Origin of the sequence: Flavobacterium sp. 2755, from assembly GCF_031455715.1 — a bacterium.
Lineage (GTDB): Bacteria > Bacteroidota > Bacteroidia > Flavobacteriales > Flavobacteriaceae > Flavobacterium.
Window position 1 is genome coordinate 274,250 of the sequence record NZ_JAVDTG010000004.1, and the last position, 18,085, is coordinate 292,334.

Annotated in this window: 20 protein-coding genes; 13 read left to right on the plus strand and 7 right to left on the minus strand. The window is 34.4% G+C overall.

Translation table 11 applies throughout. From position 1 onward, the window contains the following. Positions 1 to 12: 12 nt before the first annotated feature. A complete protein-coding gene (locus tag J2Y38_RS11435; protein ID WP_309842491.1) occupies positions 13 to 2,004 on the plus strand; it encodes an ATP-binding protein in 1,992 nt (663 codons plus the stop codon). Between the two features lie 91 nt (positions 2,005 to 2,095). Here J2Y38_RS11435 and J2Y38_RS11440 read toward each other — a convergent pair whose 3' ends face one another. Then, a complete protein-coding gene (locus tag J2Y38_RS11440; protein ID WP_309842493.1) occupies positions 2,096 to 2,908 on the minus strand; it encodes an oxidoreductase in 813 nt (270 codons plus the stop codon). 222 nt (positions 2,909 to 3,130) lie between these two features. Here J2Y38_RS11440 and J2Y38_RS11445 point away from each other — a divergent pair, with 222 nt between their 5' ends. From J2Y38_RS11445 to J2Y38_RS11475, 7 genes are all read left to right on the plus strand, one after another. Continuing rightward, on the plus strand, positions 3,131 to 3,592 hold the full coding sequence (locus J2Y38_RS11445; RefSeq protein ID WP_309842495.1) for a VOC family protein: 462 nt from the start codon (positions 3,131 to 3,133) through the stop codon (positions 3,590 to 3,592). Positions 3,593 to 3,685: 93 nt separating this feature from the next. Beyond that, on the plus strand, positions 3,686 to 4,264 hold the full coding sequence (locus J2Y38_RS11450) for a Crp/Fnr family transcriptional regulator (RefSeq protein WP_309842497.1): 579 nt from the start codon (positions 3,686 to 3,688) through the stop codon (positions 4,262 to 4,264). A gap of 130 nt (positions 4,265 to 4,394) precedes the next feature. Then, the gene (locus tag J2Y38_RS11455) at positions 4,395 to 5,087 is read left to right on the plus strand and encodes an SDR family oxidoreductase (RefSeq protein WP_309842498.1); all 693 of its coding nucleotides are present in this window, start codon (positions 4,395 to 4,397) and stop codon (positions 5,085 to 5,087) included. Continuing rightward, complete coding sequence (locus J2Y38_RS11460) at positions 5,069 to 5,251, plus strand: hypothetical protein (protein ID WP_309842500.1); 183 nt, start codon at positions 5,069 to 5,071, stop codon at positions 5,249 to 5,251. The genes J2Y38_RS11455 and J2Y38_RS11460 overlap by 19 nt, the downstream gene beginning before the upstream one ends. Positions 5,252 to 5,316: 65 nt before the next feature. After that, complete coding sequence (locus tag J2Y38_RS11465; protein ID WP_309842502.1) at positions 5,317 to 5,952, plus strand: nitroreductase family protein; 636 nt, start codon at positions 5,317 to 5,319, stop codon at positions 5,950 to 5,952. 8 nt (positions 5,953 to 5,960) lie between these two features. Then, positions 5,961 to 6,947, plus strand: a complete 987-nt coding sequence (locus tag J2Y38_RS11470) for a VOC family protein (protein ID WP_309842505.1) — start codon at positions 5,961 to 5,963, stop codon at positions 6,945 to 6,947. Between the two features lie 94 nt (positions 6,948 to 7,041). Continuing rightward, positions 7,042 to 7,620 carry a Crp/Fnr family transcriptional regulator gene (locus J2Y38_RS11475; RefSeq protein WP_309842508.1) on the plus strand — a complete coding sequence of 193 codons (579 nt, stop codon included), beginning with the start codon at positions 7,042 to 7,044 and terminating at the stop codon, positions 7,618 to 7,620. A gap of 183 nt (positions 7,621 to 7,803) precedes the next feature. Here J2Y38_RS11475 and J2Y38_RS11480 read toward each other — a convergent pair whose 3' ends face one another. From J2Y38_RS11480 to J2Y38_RS11490, 3 genes are all read right to left on the minus strand, one after another. Further along, on the minus strand, positions 7,804 to 8,301 hold the full coding sequence (locus tag J2Y38_RS11480; RefSeq protein ID WP_309842510.1) for a DinB family protein: 498 nt from the start codon (positions 8,299 to 8,301) through the stop codon (positions 7,804 to 7,806). A 196-nt stretch (positions 8,302 to 8,497) separates the two neighbouring features. Beyond that, positions 8,498 to 9,076, minus strand: a complete 579-nt coding sequence (locus tag J2Y38_RS11485; protein ID WP_309842511.1) for a Crp/Fnr family transcriptional regulator — start codon at positions 9,074 to 9,076, stop codon at positions 8,498 to 8,500. A 72-nt stretch (positions 9,077 to 9,148) separates the two neighbouring features. Then, on the minus strand, positions 9,149 to 10,783 hold the full coding sequence (locus J2Y38_RS11490) for an NADP-dependent glyceraldehyde-3-phosphate dehydrogenase (protein ID WP_309842514.1): 1,635 nt from the start codon (positions 10,781 to 10,783) through the stop codon (positions 9,149 to 9,151). A 355-nt stretch (positions 10,784 to 11,138) separates the two neighbouring features. On the opposite strand from J2Y38_RS11490, the gene J2Y38_RS11495 reads away from it, so the two are divergent. The 5 genes from J2Y38_RS11495 (at position 11,139) to J2Y38_RS11515 (ending at position 16,268) form a co-directional block, all read left to right on the plus strand. After that, entirely contained in the window at positions 11,139 to 12,569 is a 1,431-nt protein-coding gene (locus J2Y38_RS11495) for an NAD(P)/FAD-dependent oxidoreductase (protein ID WP_309842516.1), read from the plus strand. 123 nt (positions 12,570 to 12,692) lie between these two features. Beyond that, complete coding sequence (locus J2Y38_RS11500; protein WP_309842517.1) at positions 12,693 to 13,472, plus strand: hypothetical protein; 780 nt, start codon at positions 12,693 to 12,695, stop codon at positions 13,470 to 13,472. 130 nt (positions 13,473 to 13,602) lie between these two features. Further along, positions 13,603 to 14,697, plus strand: a complete 1,095-nt coding sequence (locus tag J2Y38_RS11505) for an acyltransferase (RefSeq protein ID WP_309842520.1) — start codon at positions 13,603 to 13,605, stop codon at positions 14,695 to 14,697. Between the two features lie 40 nt (positions 14,698 to 14,737). Next, positions 14,738 to 15,388 carry a hypothetical protein gene (locus J2Y38_RS11510; RefSeq protein ID WP_309842522.1) on the plus strand — a complete coding sequence of 217 codons (651 nt, stop codon included), beginning with the start codon at positions 14,738 to 14,740 and terminating at the stop codon, positions 15,386 to 15,388. A 43-nt stretch (positions 15,389 to 15,431) separates the two neighbouring features. Further along, complete coding sequence (locus J2Y38_RS11515; protein WP_309842524.1) at positions 15,432 to 16,268, plus strand: hypothetical protein; 837 nt, start codon at positions 15,432 to 15,434, stop codon at positions 16,266 to 16,268. An 8-nt stretch (positions 16,269 to 16,276) separates the two neighbouring features. Here the strand turns inward: J2Y38_RS11515 and J2Y38_RS11520 are convergent, their stop codons facing one another. The 3 genes from J2Y38_RS11520 to J2Y38_RS11530 are packed head-to-tail and all read right to left on the minus strand — an operon-like array spanning position 16,277 to position 18,083. Continuing rightward, the gene (locus J2Y38_RS11520; protein WP_309842527.1) at positions 16,277 to 16,792 is read right to left on the minus strand and encodes a hypothetical protein; all 516 of its coding nucleotides are present in this window, start codon (positions 16,790 to 16,792) and stop codon (positions 16,277 to 16,279) included. Further along, the gene (locus J2Y38_RS11525; protein ID WP_309842530.1) at positions 16,785 to 17,231 is read right to left on the minus strand and encodes a hypothetical protein; all 447 of its coding nucleotides are present in this window, start codon (positions 17,229 to 17,231) and stop codon (positions 16,785 to 16,787) included. Before J2Y38_RS11525 ends, J2Y38_RS11520 begins: the two co-directional genes overlap by 8 nt. A gap of 21 nt (positions 17,232 to 17,252) precedes the next feature. Further along, positions 17,253 to 18,083 carry a Sir2 family NAD-dependent protein deacetylase gene (locus J2Y38_RS11530; protein WP_309842533.1) on the minus strand — a complete coding sequence of 277 codons (831 nt, stop codon included), beginning with the start codon at positions 18,081 to 18,083 and terminating at the stop codon, positions 17,253 to 17,255. Between the last annotated feature and the right edge of the window lie 2 nt (positions 18,084 to 18,085).

Consider the following 18,085-nt stretch of genomic DNA (forward strand, 5'->3'; position numbering starts at 1 on the left):
CTTTTCTTTAGAATGAGCAAGCCCCAACAACCTCTACCACACAACGAAACAGAACGTTTAGCTGCATTAAAACGTTATAATATATTAGATTCACTTCCTGAACATATCTTTGACGATGCTACTAAATTGGTTTCTTATATATGTGCCGTGCCTATTGCGCACATATCTTTTATAGATGAAAGCAGACAATGGTTTAAATCTGAAATTGGAATTGGAGTATCTGAAGTGCCGCGTGAAATTAGTTTTTGCCGTTATACCATTTTGGATTCAGAAATGGTTGAAATTGGCGATACCCTTTTAAACGAAAGATTTAAAAACGATCCTAATGTAGTCGATGGTTTTAAAGTTAGATTCTATGCCGGAATTCCGCTTACAACTCCCGATGGTTATAACATTGGAACTATTTGTGCAATCGATCATATTTCGAAAGAACTGAATGAAAATCAAAAAAATGCGCTTTCGATTGTGGCAAAGCACATTATCAATCAACTGGAATTAAGAACAAAAAATACAGAACTGGCAGCACAGAAAAAAATTGCACAGCGTGCCGTTCTTGCAAAAGATAGTTTTCTGGCGAATATGAGCCACGAAATCAGAACGCCATTAAATGCTATTATTGGATTTACTGATCTTCTTGCTGAGACAAGACTTGATACTATTCAGCGTGATTATATCAATAGCGTACAAATTGCAGAAGAAAACCTGCTTTTAATCGTGAATGATATTCTGGATTTATCTAAAATAGAATCTGGAAATCTGACTATCGATGCGCATCCATTCAACTTAAAAAATACCCTTAAACATATCTATGATTTATTAAAGGTAAAAGTTCCTGCCAATGTCGAATTTAATCTTTTCCTGGATGCCGATATGCCGGAAATGGTAATTGGCGATCAGGGAAGACTGAACCAAATACTGGTGAATCTTGCCGGAAATTCTCTAAAATTTACTGAAGAAGGCGAAGTTACCGTTTCTGTAAAAAAGACTGCAGAAACAGCTGATAATTATTCGCTTAGATTCTCTGTTAAAGATACCGGAATTGGAATACCGGAGAAAAAGCTTAAAACTATTTTTGAGCGTTTTACACAAGCAGAAGAAAGTACAACACGAAAATTTGGCGGTACAGGACTTGGACTTAATATTGTAAAGCAATTAATTGAATTACAGCATTCTGAAATTCAGGTAAAAAGTAAATTGGGTCATGGCTCAGAATTTTTCTTTACGCTTACTTATAAGAAAGCTGATGATATTGAAGAAATAAAAACAGCTTTACCAGTACATAATCCGGATAAATATAAAATACTACTTTGTGAGGATAATGTTTTAAACCAAAAATTGGTGAAAAGCGTTATTTACAACTTTGGTTATGAAGTAGATATTGCCGAAAATGGTGAAGCAGGAATTCAGTTATTATCAAAAAACAACTATGATTTAGTTCTAATGGATCTTCAGATGCCTGTTAAAGACGGGTATCAAACTACGCAGTACATTAGAAATGAAATGAAGCTGAACATTCCTATTATAGCCATGACAGCGCACTCTTTGGTTGGAGAACAAGAACGCTGTTATAAGGAAGGAATGAATGGTTATGTACCAAAACCGTTTAAACAGGCCGTACTTTTAGAAGCGATAAAAACCGTAATGAATAAAGATATTCCGCTTACTCAAAAGCGAAATATCGATTTGTCTTTTATAGATGAAGTTTCCTGCGGAGATCCTGACTTTAGAAAAGATATGATCAGTTTGTTTTTAGAAAAAATCCCGAATGAAGTAGCACAATTGGAAGAAGCGCTTCATAAAAATGATGTTGATACTGCCAAAAAACTTTCGCATACTATGAAATCCAGTTTGGATATTTTTATGCTGAAGGATCTTAGCAATTATGTATCTATTATTGAGAAAGAAGCCAATCTGGGAGAATTTAGCCCCGAAACTATTGGCAAAATAAATACCTTACGCAGTGAAATTACTGAAATCATTGCGATCTTAAAGGATATTAAATAGAGCAAAAAATTAAAGTTTAAAAGCTGTCATTCATTAGATTAAAATGAGTGACAGCTTTTTTATTTATAAATTAATATTGATTCTGTATTGCTTATTTAATAGCGCTCATGGTTACTTTATCAAACATTTTATCTGACAATATTTTTCGCATAAAAAGTGCAGGTCCTGCTAAATAACCGCCATGATAACGTGTTTTTGGTTTATTTGCTTTTAATGCTTTCAAAATCAATTCTGCAATAATAATAGGCCCTGGATTCTTCTTTTCAATATTAGCAAAAGTCTTCATCAATTTATTGACTGTTGTTCCGTAAGCACCGTGACCAGAGGTTTTAACCATACTGTCAAATGCAATTCCTGACCATTCAGATTTTATCCCGCCCGGTTCAATTACAACAACATCAATACCGAATGGTTTAACTTCATTTCGTAAACTGTCGCTTAAACCTTCTATTGCAAATTTACTCGCATGATACCAGCCGCCAAAAGGACTCGCAATCTTGCCGCCAATCGACGATATATTCACAATTTTTCCCCACTTATTTTCTCTCATATACGGAAGACATAATTGAATTAATCTTGCAGCACCAAATACATTTACTTCAAGCTGGTATTTTGCGGTTTCCATTGAAACATCTTCAATTGCACCATAAGATCCAAAACCGGCGTTATTGATCAAAACATCAATTCTTCCTTCATTCGTAGTAATGGTATTGATGCCGTTTAGCATCGATGCGTCATTTGTAACGTCCATTTCTATACATTTTATACCAAGCTGAGCCAGATCTTTCATTTTATCTACTCGCCTTGCTGCACCATAAACGATATAATTATTTGCTGCTAAATGTTTTGCCGTTTCTTTACCAATACCTGCAGATGCACCTGTAACTAATACTACTCTTTGCATAATTCTTTTTATTAAGTGGTTGATTTATAAAGGCAAAATTAGGCCGAATTACAATTAGCCACTTTAGTCAAAAGCTCAGTTTACTTTGTTTAAAAGATCAAACGTTCTTGATCTACATCAATACATTTCCTATCAAATGTCAATGTTTTAAAATAAGATTTGTTTGAAATTTGTATCATAAAATACATTACTGAAAACACAAATTTTTAAAATCCTCTAAACATGGAAAATACAACTGCAAATAAAACAGGACTTGCCTCCTTCTCTCTTTATAACATTGCATTTACGGTTTCAAATATCGATCAGTCCATTAAATGGTATTCAGACATTTTTGATTTTAAATTAGTCAGCCGTACTACATTTGCCATTCCGTCCGGATCTGCAGAAGCTGCTATTCTGGAAGCTGGCGGAATGCGCATCGAACTTTTGAATATTCCGAATCCTGAAAGAATCGAAGCTTTATTTGCCGATGCCCCGCTCCACTTAATTCCGCTTGGCAATAAATCAATTGTTTTACAGGTTGAAGATCTGGCTGTAGCTACAAAACAACTCGAAGAAAAAGGCGTTAATTTTGTTTGGAAAGAACAATATCTCGCTGGTGATAAAATGTTATGTACCATGATTACAGATGTTGACGGAAATAAAATAAACATTTTCCAGACCAATACTATTATCGGAAACTAAACCTGATAACATCTAATAAAAGGCCGGAATTAATCTCTAATTCCGGCTTTTTTATTTCATTTAAGCCGTTTATAAATAGTATATCTTTGTGATATGTTTAGTGTATTTAAAAAATATATCGAAAGTAAAGCTGTTCTGTCTGATGACGAATGGGCGTTTATAGAATCTGTCAGCAACGTTAAAAAATTCCGTAAACATCAGCTGGTTTTAAAAGAAGGCGATGTTTGGAATTTTCACGCTTTTATTTGCGACGGATGTGTCAGACGTTATTCTGTAGACGCTGATAACGTCGAGCATACCATTCAGTTTTCAATCGAAAATTGGTGGGCAGGCGATCGCGAAAGTTTATTAAACGAAACACCTTCCAAACTAAATATCGAAGCCATCGAAAACACAACAGTTCTTTTAATACATAAAGACGATTTCGATAAAATCTGCGAAAAAATCCCAACCTTCAGTTCTATTATAAGCAGCATACTTCAAAAGAGTATGAATACCACTCAAAAAAGAATTCAGGCCGATATTAGTTATACTGCCGAAGAAAAATACCTTCATTTTCTTGAGTTTTATCCACAGCTCGCCAATCGTGTTCCGAGGCATATGTTAGCCTCTTATTTAGGCGTTACACCTGAAACTCTAAGCAGAATAAGGAAATTAGCTTATAAAAAATAAAACAATACATCCCGTTCTTCCATTCTCTTGATAAATGTCAAGATTTTTTGTAATAAACATCAATGGCTTCACTAGTGTTCCTGGCGCAACTTTGTACTATAAATATTTCACTAATTAAAATAGATACGAAATGTCAAAAACAATCTTTATTACAGGAACAAGTACAGGATTTGGAAAATTAACTGCAATCACACTTTCAAATGCTGGTCATACCGTTATTGCAGGTATGCGCGGAACAAACGGTAAAAACGAAGCCGTTGCAAAAGAATTGGCAGCATTGCCAAATGTTGAAGTCGTTGATATTGATGTTACAAACGATGAGTCTGTAACAAAAGCATTCGAACAAACTTTAGCCAAACATGGTACAATCGACGTACTTATAAACAATGCCGGAGTTGCCGGATATGGTGTTTGGGAATCTTGGACTTTAGACCAGATTAGAAACATGTTCGAAGTTAACTTCTACGGAGTTATTCGTACGTATCAAGCCGTTTTACCAAGCATGCGTAAAGCTAAAAACGGTTTAATTATCAACCTTACTTCTGGCGCAAGCGGTCACACTTTACCTTTTATGGGACCTTATTTAGCTTCTAAATTTGGTGTAGAAAGTATTACTGAAGGAATTCAGGATGAATTAAGCGAATTCGGAATTGAAAACGTAAGTATTCAGCCGGGCGTTTATCCAACAGAAATGAATAACGGTCAAAAATCAGGTCTTCAAGCTGATAAAGCTGATATTATTGCCGAATACGGTGAAGAAGCTGCTGCTAAATTCAACGCTCTTGGCGGCGCTTTATTTGGAAAATGGCACAATACGATATGAATCCTCAAACCATTGCCGACGGTATTTTGTCTCTTGTAAACATGGAAAAAGGTACACGCCCTTTACGTTTGCCACTTGACGCTATCGCTCAGGGAACAGATCAGGAATTTATTACTGCAAGAGCTGAGATTAAAGCGAAATGGCTTTCTGCTTACAGCAACTAATTCAACTTAAAATAAGGCTTTACAAAAACTCGTAAAGCCTTATTCACTCTTCAAAATATACTACTATGAAATCTATTATAGAAGCACTAAACTGGCGTTATGCGACCAAGAAAATGACAGACCAGAAAGTTCCTGACGAAATTGTGGAACGTATTATTAAAGCCGCTCATCTTGCGCCTTCGGGAATTGGTTTACAGCCTTATGAAATTATCGCGATCAGCAATCAAGAGCTTAAACAGCAAATTCTGCCTATCGCCATGAATCAGCCGCAAGCCGTTGAATCTTCACATTTATTGGTATTTGCAGCCTGGGATAATTATACGCCGGAAAGAATTAATGGTGTTTTTAAACATCTTAACGAACAAAGAAATCAGGAAGAAACTGTAACGGAACGACAAAAGAATTTCGCCATCAGTTACTTTGGAAATTTCACTAAAGAAGAAAATTTCCATCACGCCGCAAAACAGGCACATATTGCACTTGGACTTTCTGTAGCTGCAGCCGCACTCGAAAAAATTGATGCAACGCCAATGGAAGGATTTAATCCAAAACAACTTGATGAGTTATTAGGATTACCGGAAAAAGGATTGAGAAGTTCCATGCTTTTAGCTTTAGGCTACAGAGACGAAACCAACGATTATAATTTAAAAGCAAAAAAAGTTAGAAAACCAATTTCAGAGTTTCTAACAGAAATAAAATGATAAAACAAATGAAAAAAATTTATAAAACAATCTATATGTTAACGCTAACAACAATATTTTCGCAAAATACATCTGCTCAAACTCCTGTAGTTAAAGGTATTGAACACATTGGAATTACAGTTCCTGACATGAAAACGGCTTTGCCATTTTTTAAAGATATTTTGGGATTTACGCCTGTAACAGAAATTGGCCCTTTTGAACTTGATGATGCCTGGAGAGAAAAATATAAAATTCACTCTGGCGCTCAGGTTGAAAAAATCGTATCGTTAAGAGCCGGTGACGGAGCAAATATTGAATTATTTGAATACAAATCGCCAAAAGGAAATAAAGAAGTGCCTTACGGAGATGATCTTGGCTGGAACCATACAGCTTTTTATACCGATGATATTACTAACAGCGTAAAATATCTTAAATCAAAAGGGATAACCGTTTTGAGTGATCCTAATGTAAGTACTGCGGGACCAACTGCAGGCGAATCATGGGTTTATTTTTTAGCACCTTGGGGAGCGCAGTTTGAACTGGTTTCGTATCCTAACGGAAAAGCGTATGAAAAAGAAAATCCGCAGACTAAATTATGGTCGCCAAAATTGGCCGGAGAATCTTTTGCAATTACCAGCGCAACAAAAGTGATGGCGACAAATGAAGTAGAAAAATTACTTCAATTGCATTTGGCAACCTGGGGCGAAAAAAATGTCGAGAAAAGAACCAAAAACTTCAAACTGATTTATACCAAAGATGTGAATATTGTAGATCCGTTTTTTATTTTAAACGGAACTGCGAACTTGAATCCGTTTATTGATGATCTTCAGAAAAAACATCCGGGATTTAAATTCTCTTTGGCAAAACCAATTGAAACTCATAATAATATTGCACGCCTTTTTTGGCAGTTTGGTCCAGAAAGCAAACCCGATACGATTACTGGTCAGGATGTTTTCGCGATAGAAAACAACAAAATTAAATCGCTTTACATTTTTATCGACGGATTGAAAAAATAAATCCCCAAGTTCTTTTAACTTCAAAATCCCGCTTTATGGCGGGATTTTTTTATTATATAAATCAAAATCGATAATTTTACCCAAACTCATTATTATGTCTCAGGATTTTCTCCATTATTTAAAAACGAAACTTCAAATTTCTGAATCCGAATTTGAATTAATACAGGAAACTCTTATTCATAAAAATATTAAAAGAAGAAAATTTCTGCTGCAGGAAGGTGAAATTTGGCGTTATTATGCTTTTGTTTTAAAAGGGCTTTTACGCACGTATAGTGTAGACGATCGCGGTGTTGAACATATTATTGATTTTTCTTTGGAGAATTCCTGGACGGGCGATATGGAAAGTTATTCTTCTGAAATACCTTCAAATCTAAATATTGATGCTCTCGAAGATTCTGAAGTGATATTAATTTCGAAAGTAAATTTTGAAAAGCTTTTAACTGAAATTCCTGATTTTGCAAAATTCATGAAAAAGCTGTTTGAGATTAGTTTTATCGAATCTCAAAATCGGGTTTTGTCGAATATCAGTTTGACATCAGAACAAAAATATACCAATTTCCTCCATAAATTTCAGGATGTACATTCCAGATTTCCGCAGCATATGATTGCTTCTTATCTTGGAATTTCTGCAGAAACATTAAGTCGAATTAGAAATCAAACTGCCAAAAAATAATTATTTTAACACATAGGAACATAGTTTTTCTGTGGGTTAAAAAGGCGTTTCACTTGCATTAATTCACATAGTTCTATGTGTTAAAATCTAGATTTTTTCAAACATCTTCAATACATCATTTTAAACCTATGTTTCTATGTGTTTAATAAAAATTTTATACCTAAAATGAAATTGATATAAATATTATAATAACAAAACCAATTGTCCCAAATGATAATTTTGATGATTTGTTCGGCTGATTAAAACATTAAGTTTATTTCTAGTTGGATCTTTCTTAAAATCATCTTCGCTTACAGAAGCATGTTTTTCAAGCCATTGTTCCGGTGACATATTTTCGATATGTTCTAACATAACAGCATTTATCTTTTCCCAGTTTTGTTTTAAAACTTCAAAATCAGGAAAAATTTTGCCCGATTTATCCGGAGCAGAAACAAAAATAGGATCCAGTTCAGGATATCTTTTTTTATCAAAACCCAATAACTCAATCATGGTATCGGTTGTAGAAATAAGATGCCCCAAAAGATAAATCCCACGGTTTCTTTCGGGAGAAATTTCTTTGTAGATTTCTTCTTCAGAAAGTTTGATAATTAAATTGTGTAATCTTCTGTTAGATAAAAGCCACGCTTCTATGTAAAGTTTAGTAGTTAACAAGAGCGCTTCATCGCTTTTAAAATTTGACATAATACAATAGTTTAATTATTATAAATGTTACAAAGTTCTTGTTTCTAACTTTGGAAAACATTGATATATAATATCAAACAAATTGACTTTAATCAAGATTTTTATTTAAAATAAAAAAGGGCAGAAAACACCAGTTTTCTACCCTTTTCAATATTCAGTATTAACAATTAATAATTAACCATTAACAATTATAAACTCATTTCTTCAAAGTCTGCTTTCGAATCCTGCTTAAAGTTTCAGGCGTAATTCCCAAATAAGAAGCCACCATATGCTGCGGAACTCTTAAGGCAATATGAGCTTGTTTCTCCATAAAGTTTTTATACTTTTCTTCGGCAGAATGGCTGATACTGCTGTTAATTCGGTTTTGACTTGCTACAAAACTTCTTTCAATAATCAGGTTTACCAAATCCTGAAATTGAGGAATACTTTTAGTAAGCATTGCAAAATTATCCTTGCTTATTAATAATACTTCGCTGTCTTCAATGGCATCGATATTAAAACGTGAAGGCGTTCCGTTCAAAAGACTTTCTCGGTCTCCTATCCACCAATTTTCAATGGCAAAATTAATAATGTGTTCGTTCGATTTATCATTTACACTATACGTTCGCAGACAGCCTCTTGTAATAAAAGCATTAAAACGCCAAATATCGCCTTCCTGCAGCAGATATTGATTTTTTCTCAATTTACGTACAACGGTAACTTCCCGAATCATTTCTAATTCTTTATCACTCAATTGTATCTGATTCAGTAAATATTTGGCAAAAACTTCAAACATATCTTGGGTATAAAAACTTTAAAAAGCTAGTTTTTCCAGCTTAACAAAGATAATACAATTGCTCACTTTCTATTAAAATATATAATCCGTACTCAAGAAATTAGAATCGTGATCCCTTACAATTGAGTTAAACAATTTCTTATTAGCATCTGTCGCTTTAGTCGCAACCAGCGAACGAATTGAAAACGAACGCAATGCATCAGATATGGATAAAGTTCCTTCTGCGCTGTCTTTTCTTCCTGTAAACGGGAAAACGTCTGGCCCGCGCTGTGACTGGCAGTTGATATTGACACGGCTTACCAAATTCACAAACGGGTCAATTAAACTTGCTACTTCTCTCGGATCTTCACTAAAAATACTTACCTGCATTCCGTGCGAGGCATTGATTTGATAATCAATTGGTTCATCGATAGAATCAAAAGGAACAACCGGAATAATTGGACCAAATTGCTCTTCGTGATACAATTTCATTTTATCGTTTACCGGATAAACTACAGACGGGAAAACAAATGAATTATTGGTATATCCTCCGTTCTCATTTATAATTTTTGCTCCGTTTGCCAACGCATCATCTAAACAATTTTTAAGATATACTGGTTTATCAACTTCCGGAAGCGGCGTAATTTTCACATCTTTATCCCAAGGAAGTCCCGGTTTTAAGGCTGCGACAGCTTCACTCAATTTTTGAACAAATTCATCGGCAACATCTTTTTGCACAAAAATTAATTTTAATGCTGTACAACGTTGTCCGTTAAAAGATAATGCGCCCAGTAAACATTCATTTACAGCCACATTTATGTCGGCATGTTTCGTTACAATCGCAGCATTTTTAGCATCAAGACTTAAAATAGAGCGCAGTCTGTTGGCTTTTGGATGCAGTTTCTTTAATCCATTTGCGACATTACTTGACCCAATAAAAGCCAGTACATTTACTTTTCCACTTTCCATTAAAGGAGAAATAATTTCTGCTCCTCGTCCGTAAAGTGTATTTACAGTTCCCGGGGGAAATGCTTCTTTAAAGGCATTCAATAAAGGATAATGTGCTAAAACGCCATGTTTAGGCAGTTTAAATAAAATGGTATTTCCCATTATTAAGGCCGGAATAAGCGTGGTAAAAATTTCATTTAAAGGATAATTAAATGGTCCCATACTCAAAACAACACCCAAAGAAGATCGTCTCACTTGTGCCAAAACGCCTTCTGCTTCTTCAAATCTTGAAGATTGTCTGTCTAAATCTTTTAAGGCATCAATGGTGGCATTGATATATTCTACGGTTCTGTCAAATTCTTTGGTTGAATCCGGAAGGCTTTTTCCAATTTCCCACATCAAAAGTTTGATAACCAATTCACGCTGCTGAATCATTAAATACACAAATTTCTGCATGCATTTAATCCTGTCTTCCACGCTCATGGTTGGCCAGACTCCTTGTCCGTCGTCATAAGCTGCTACCGCTGCGTCCAGCGATTCTAATGCTTCTTTTGCAGAAGTATGCGGAATTGTTCCAACAAGTTTGCGTTTAAGTCCGTCTGCTCCATTCACAAAAACGGGAGAAAAAACTTCTGTAACGTCTCCGTTCCATGGAACTAATTTACCGTTTAAGAGATATTCTCTTTGATGAATTTCTGAAATCTGATATTCTTGGGGGATTAGATTTTCTTCTGTAAAAAGGCCGTCAATAGCCGTTAAGGATGCTTTTAAATTTTCCATATACAAATGTTTAATTGGTAATTAAAATTCTAATTAAATTCGTTTTTGATTTTAACTTATTTCCCTAACAAATTAAGGAATGTTAAGCAGAACTATGTTAAAATTCTGTTATCAGTTTCAATTGATAAGCAATGAACATACCTTTCTTGTAAAACCAAAGAATACAACACATTACAGCAATAGAAAAAATCTTATTTATTTTATTTCGCTAATTTGATATTGAAAATTATTGATATTTAAAAAATAGAACAACGATTAGCCTTCAGTAAAAAATTGAATTTGTGTATATACTAATTTCGCTCTAAATTTGCCCATTCTAAATTTGGTACAAAAATTTAGTTTTAAACAAACGAATATGTGGACTACTTGCCCGGAATGCCAAGGTCGTGGTAAAAAAAGTCGAAGGCTTAGCAAAAAAGTACGGCTTAATTACCAAATGGCATTCGAAGAATTTGAAAAAACACAAGGCAATGGAACTCCTCCTGTTCGTCCTAAGGCTAACTTATATAAATGTTTGAACTGCAACGGATCTGGATTAATTGAATCTAACTTTTTTCCCGAACCAGATACAGAAAATTACCCTCACGTTGCTATTATTGGTGCCGGAATTGGCGGAACTGCGCTTGCTGTTGCCTGTTTGCACCGCGGAATTCCTTTTACTATTTATGAGCGCGATGACAACTTCTCTGCCCGATCTCAGGGTTACGGACTTACTTTGCAGCAAGCCAGTAAAGCGATCGAAGGTTTAGGCATTTTTTCTTTAAAAGACGGCGTAGTTTCTACACGACATTTGGTTCATACTCCCGAAGGAAAAGTGGTTGGCGAATGGGGAATTAGAAAATGGCTGCAGACTGATGCTAAAGTAGCTGCAAAACGTTCTAATGTTCATATCGCAAGACAATCACTTCGCTTAGAACTTCTCGAACAACTTGGCGGACATGATGTTATAAAATGGGGACATCAATTAGTTGATTTTAAAGAATGTGAGGATGAAAGTCTAGACATAAACTTTCTGGTAAATGGTGAAATAAAAAGCACCAAAGCTGATCTTATTGTGGGTGCCGATGGTATTCGAAGTTCGGTGCGAAAGCTTTTAATCGGCGATGATATTACGCCTTTACGTTATTTGGATTGTATTGTAATATTGGGCATTTGTCCGTTAAGTGCACTTGAAGGTGTTGATAGTTCTTTGCTGGATTCTGCAACTGTATTTCAAACCGCAAATGGCAATGAACGAATTTATATCATGCCTTATACTTCAGATTCTGTGATGTGGCAGTTGAGTTTTCCAATGTCTGAAGACGAAGCAAAATCTTTAAGTGCTCTTGGGCCTTTAGCTTTAAAAAAAGAAGCCTGCCGCAGAACACAATGGCACGATCCAATTCCGCAGATTTTAGAGGCAACTTTAGCCGCTCAGATTTCGGGTTATCCTGTTTATGATCGTCAATTACTTGAATCTGAATTATTAGATAAAGGAGGCTCGTCAACATTGATTGGAGACGCTGCGCACCCAATGAGTCCGTTTAAAGGACAAGGTGCCAATCAAGCGCTTCTGGATGCATTGTCGCTCGCAAGGGCAATTGCAAAAGGATGTAAACCTTTATCGCAATGGAGAAAATCCGGAATCAGGAAAAGCGTATTAACAGAGTTTGAAGCCGAAATGTTAGAACGCAGCGCAGCCAAAGTAAAAGATTCTGCAGATGCTGCACAATTTTTACATTCTGATATTGTCCTTCATGAAGGTGATGAGCCCAGGGGCCGATGTTTGAAGAAAAAAGAAGCCTGACAAACTAACTGCAAATTACAACTTGCTGCTTCATAGTTAATTCCTACATTTTTTTTATTTATATTTGAGAGTCTTTTTCTGTTAATTCAGTCGTTTCATTATTTCTAAAAAACAGCTAATCGTATGGATACAGGTATTCTCTATCAAACTGACGCGTGGGTAATTGCGCTATTGCTTTTTGTATTAATGCTTATTTCAAGTTTTATTGGAAAAGTAGCCGGAAATCATATTCGGAAGAAAAACCCTGAAGATGAAAAAACAACAGAAACATCTTCTCTTATTGCTTTACTTTTTTTCTTACTGGCATTTACATTTAGCATGAGTGGTGATCGTTACGATTCCCGAAGAAAAATTGTTGTTGATGAATCCAATATCATTGGTACCGCTATATTAAGAAGTGATTTATATCCGGATTCGACCCGAGCATTGTTCCGCAAAGATTTTAAGGATTATGTCGAAACAAGAATTTCATACTACAAAGTAGGTCCCGACACAAAAGGAATCTTAAAGGCTGATAGTTTATCACAGGTTATTTCTGCGAAATTATGGAAACGTGCGACCACTCTTTCAAAAGATCCGGCTAATCTTGCTGCGACACAGCAAATGATTCCTGCACTTAATGACCTGATTGATGTTACTACTTCCCGCCTATCCGGAGAAAAAGCAAAAGTTCCCGAAAGCATTTTAGTTATGCTGTTTTTTCTGTCTATGATAATTGCATTCTACAGTGGCTATTCTGAAGGTCTTAAAGGCAAAATTGACTGGTTAGTTCAAATTGGTTTTTGTCTTTTGGTATCGTTAGTAATTTTATTTACACTTGATTTAGACAGACCCCGCAGAGGTTTTGTAAATCTTGATGTTCCAAATCAAACTATAATTGGTTTGAGGAAAAATTTTGAATAATTATTCTAACAATACCATAATTTTTTGTCTTTTTCTGGTTACTTGGCAAGATAATTTTATATATCTTGCCATGAAAGTACGCATGTGCTTATCGACGCCTTTAGTTTAATATGACCGGATATACATTAAAATGAATACGAATACAATTACTGCATCAAACCTACAAACGAAACAACATTTTGAAATTCTCGACGGACTAAGAGGCATTGCTGCGATTGCGGTTGTGGTTTTTCATTTTATGGAATGGGTTTTTACAGATCCAACTCAAAATTTTATTGGACATGGATTTTTAGCAGTCGATTTTTTCTTCTGCCTTTCCGGATTTGTAATCGGTTATGCTTATGATGATCGTATAGCAAAAATGGGACTTGGTAAGTTTTTTATATCCAGAATTATTAGGCTTCATCCGCTTGTTATTATAGGTTCTGTGTTAGGTTTATTGGCGTTTTTGTTTGATCCTTTTGGCGGTCATCCAGAATTGTATAGTACGGGTAAAATCGTTCTAACTTTTATTTGTTCTTTATTTCTTATTCCGCTGCCTGTAATTGCTGATCGTGGTTTTAATTTGTTCAGTTTTAATGCTCCGGCCTGGTCACTTTTTTGGGAATATATTGCCAATATTGTATATGCTTTTGTACTGTGTCGTATTAATCGATTTTACCTTCAAATTCTAACGATTCTGGCTGCTGCGGCGATTTGTTATGTGGCTTATAATTCAGAAAATTTACTGGGAGGCTGGAGCGGTCCGACATTTTGGGATGGCTGCGCTCGAATTTCTTATTCTTTTTTAGCGGGTTTGCTTATTTATCGCTGCAACTGGGTTATTAAAAACAAACTTGGATTTATTAGTCTGACTATATTATTGCTTATGGCTTTTGTAATGCCATCTTCAGAGTGGAACTGGCTGTCTGAACCTTTGGTAGTTTTATTTTATTTTCCTTTGTTAATTGCTTTGGGAGCCGGCGCAGAATTGACTCCAAACCTTAAAAAGATCTGCATATTTTCCGGAAAGATTTCTTATCCGTTGTACATGACGCATTATGCCGCATTGTGGATGTTTGGTAATTATTATACTTCGCATAAACCAGATACTTTACAGCTGACTATTATTACTATTTTGGGAACAATTTTGTTGATTGCATTTGCGTATTTGGTAATGGTATTTTATGATATTCCGCTTCGAAAATATTTGAGTGAAAAATGGAATGGTAAAGCTGTTAAATAAGTTATTTTAAATATTAAAATTCAATTCAAATAATCAAAATATGTATAAAAATACTCTAGTTGTTTTCTTATCCATTTTACTATTTTATGCCTGCAATAAAGTTGAAAAAAAGCCAATCAAAAAAACTGCAATTGTAAGCGATACTTTATCCCAAAAAGATACTTCAACCGTTGCACACCCGCCGGCAGAAGTATATTTCGATCCTGTTAATACAGTAATCAAAGAAGAATTTAAAGACTCTTTGTCTGCAAAATTCTCAGATTTGTCAACTGAGGATAAATTTATTATTACCGTTCCAAAGGGAAATATTAATGAAACAACATCAGTATTTCAAATTTTTAACAGCGTTGGTGAATTGATCTATGAAAAGTCTTTTAAAACAAGATATATGGCAAATGGTTATCATTTGATACATATTAAAAATGATGAAGAAATGGAAAAGTACATCTTAACCGAAGCTAAAGAAATGGTTGATCCAAATTCTTTTACTGATATATCTGATAAAAATGAAATAGAAAAGGATGGTGTTCTCGGTCAGTCAAAGGACGACTTTATGAACTATGATGCCTTTATAGAATGTCAAAATGATAAAAGGCCTTTGTTCTCCATCTCACTTGCAGAAGAAGATATGACTTATATTGGTTATTCTAAAAAGCTGAAAAAAGTAGTTGATATAATAGGCTGTTGTTAGTCATCTTTATAAAAACATTTCGAAATCTATTTAAAAATATCCAATGCAAAAAACAACTTTTATTCTCTTTATCATTTCATTTTACCTGTTTCTCTCATGTCAGGAAAAAAAGAAAGAACACAAGAATATTCCATTAAAAGAAATAGCAGAAGATAACTCAAAATTAGAATCAGAAATTAAAGAAGATAGTATCTATCCCGTTTATGATCTGGCAGATAATACAGTAGCTATTGTTATGACCATGTTTGAATCTGACACCATATCCAAATACGAGAAAATTTACAGCCAAATAAATGAAACCGATTCATTAGAGGCTGGTTTTTATAATCCTAAAGCTGTAAAAAATAAGAAATTTGAATATTATGATACTTTAGGGATTGTCAAGCTCGTTAAAAGTAAAAACTTAGAAAAGGAGATTAAAAAAATCATCGAACCAAAATATTATGTTTACGGAACTAAAGGTTTTGCAGAAATGAAAGTTGATGAAGTCATCTGCAGAATTGATGATTGCAGAGAATCTTTTATTGGCTTGACCATCAAAAATTTTGATACTGCTAAAAACGGAAAACCACTTTTATGTTCTAAAAAACCATTAAATCTAAATTACGGAAAAGGCTATTTTCCCATTCAAAGAAAAATTCAAAAAATGGACGACAGCATCGTTTATAGATATAGCGATGTAGACAGCACCAAAGTAAAAGTGTTTGCTAATATTGGTCCTGCCTATTTTGTTTATAATGATGATTTTTTATGGGGAAAAACTTCCGCTAAATCGAAAACTAAATTTCCCGAAAGAAGAATTCTTATCCAGCAAAAAAATGATAAATTTAAAACAATTTATGTTGAAGGATTAGATTTGCATGGTTATCGCTGTGATTAAACCTAAAGCTACGGCAGCGATACATATTGTTTGTATTCTATTTTATTATCGCTGTTTTTATAAAAAACATAAGTGTCTTCGCCGCCTTGATAAAACAAGTTTATTTTTAATGTATCCTGCTCAACCCATGTGTAGGTAACCTCCGCATCAGGAGCTTTCCATTCCTTATTTTTCTGTGGTAATTTTTTCAATAAATTCTTTTGTTCGTAATCTGGTGACTCCTTATAAAATATTTCATAAGCGCCGTCAAATGTAGTTTCATTGCATACACAGGTTTTATTTAAAGGATCATCATATCTCGACATACCGTTGTCGTTTTCTTTGCATTTAAAAAGAAGTTCTGTAAGTTTTTCAGTCTCCTCAACCTGAATAATACTGTCAGTATCTTTATTCTTTTTTAAAAGATCTTCTAAATTGCTGCTATTCTCTTTTTTTATATTTAAAGATTTATTCTCCTCATTTTGATGTTTGCAGCTTATTAATGTAAGTACAGTTATTAGCAGAAATAGTGTTTTTTTAATCATTTTTATTTTCAGTTTTATCTTCTAAAGTTACTTTTCCAAAATTTATTTTCTCCATCTCGTACATAAAAGGCATATGAGAACCTGCTACCCATTCTCCATTTCGAAAAATAAAAGATAAATGTCTTCTAATAGAGCTTTCAGGAGTGAAAATTTGAAGATTATCTTTTTCATTAGGCTCATAATCGAAATCGAAACAATTTTTACTGTTAAGATCAACAAGCATTCTTTCATTTGTCAAATCTTCCGTTAAAGCTTTCTCTGGCATATACCCCATTCCATCCATTGTAGTTTTACTCCAGCCCAAACATTTTTCTAACGTCCAGGTAAAATCGACACGTCTTTTTTGTCTGTTTTTTCGGGAATTCTTGTGGTGAATAATAGTATCCATTCCATTGGGAACGCAGGTACAAAGTTTGATTTCTTTTCCGCTTTGGCACATAGATTTTGATATTAAAAATCGTTATTCCTCTGATATATTTTGCAATATTTCTCGTATTGTTTTTAATGTTTCTGTTGAAGTTTCACGAATGATAATTTTATTTTTCTTGTCTTTAATAAGTTCTGTAAATAAATTGTCTTCGGTATTAATATCAACGATTGTTCCGCCATATTTCAATGTGGTTTCTGCAATTGCCATTGGCAGATTTGTTGCTCCAGAAGTGCCAACAATAAATAGAATTCCTGAGTTTTTAGCGATTTTTAAAGAGCTGAATTTTTTATTTGTTTTTTCATCATAATATTCATCAAACCATAAAATGTTTGGTCGCATCCAGCTGCCGCATTCTTTGCATTTCAATAATTCGATATCTTTTTCTGTCAGGTCTTCATCTATATCTTTACCTTCAATTTCAGCAGGTAAATTTTCTATCTCTTTACATCCGTTAGAACATTTGATTTCTCTGGTTTTTCCGTGTATTTCATAGATTCTTTCCGTACCGGCACGTCGGTGTAAATTGTCTATATTTTGAGTTATTAAATGAAATCTGTCTTGCAAAAGGTTTTCAATTGCTGTTATTTCATGGTGACTTTGATTTGTCTGGGCATTTTCAAACATCTTTTTTCTAAACAGGGAATACTGCCAGACTTCTTCGGGATTTTCCTTGAAATATTTAAACGTACCAAATTCTTCCGGTTTATGAAATTTTGTTCCTTTTATCCATATTCCGTCTACTCCTCTGTAAGTTGGTATACCGCTTTCTGCGGAAATTCCTGCCCCAGTTAAAAATGTAAATAGATTTCTGTTCTTTTTATGATAAACCTGCCTTATAATTTCGGTAAGCTGTTCTTTCATTT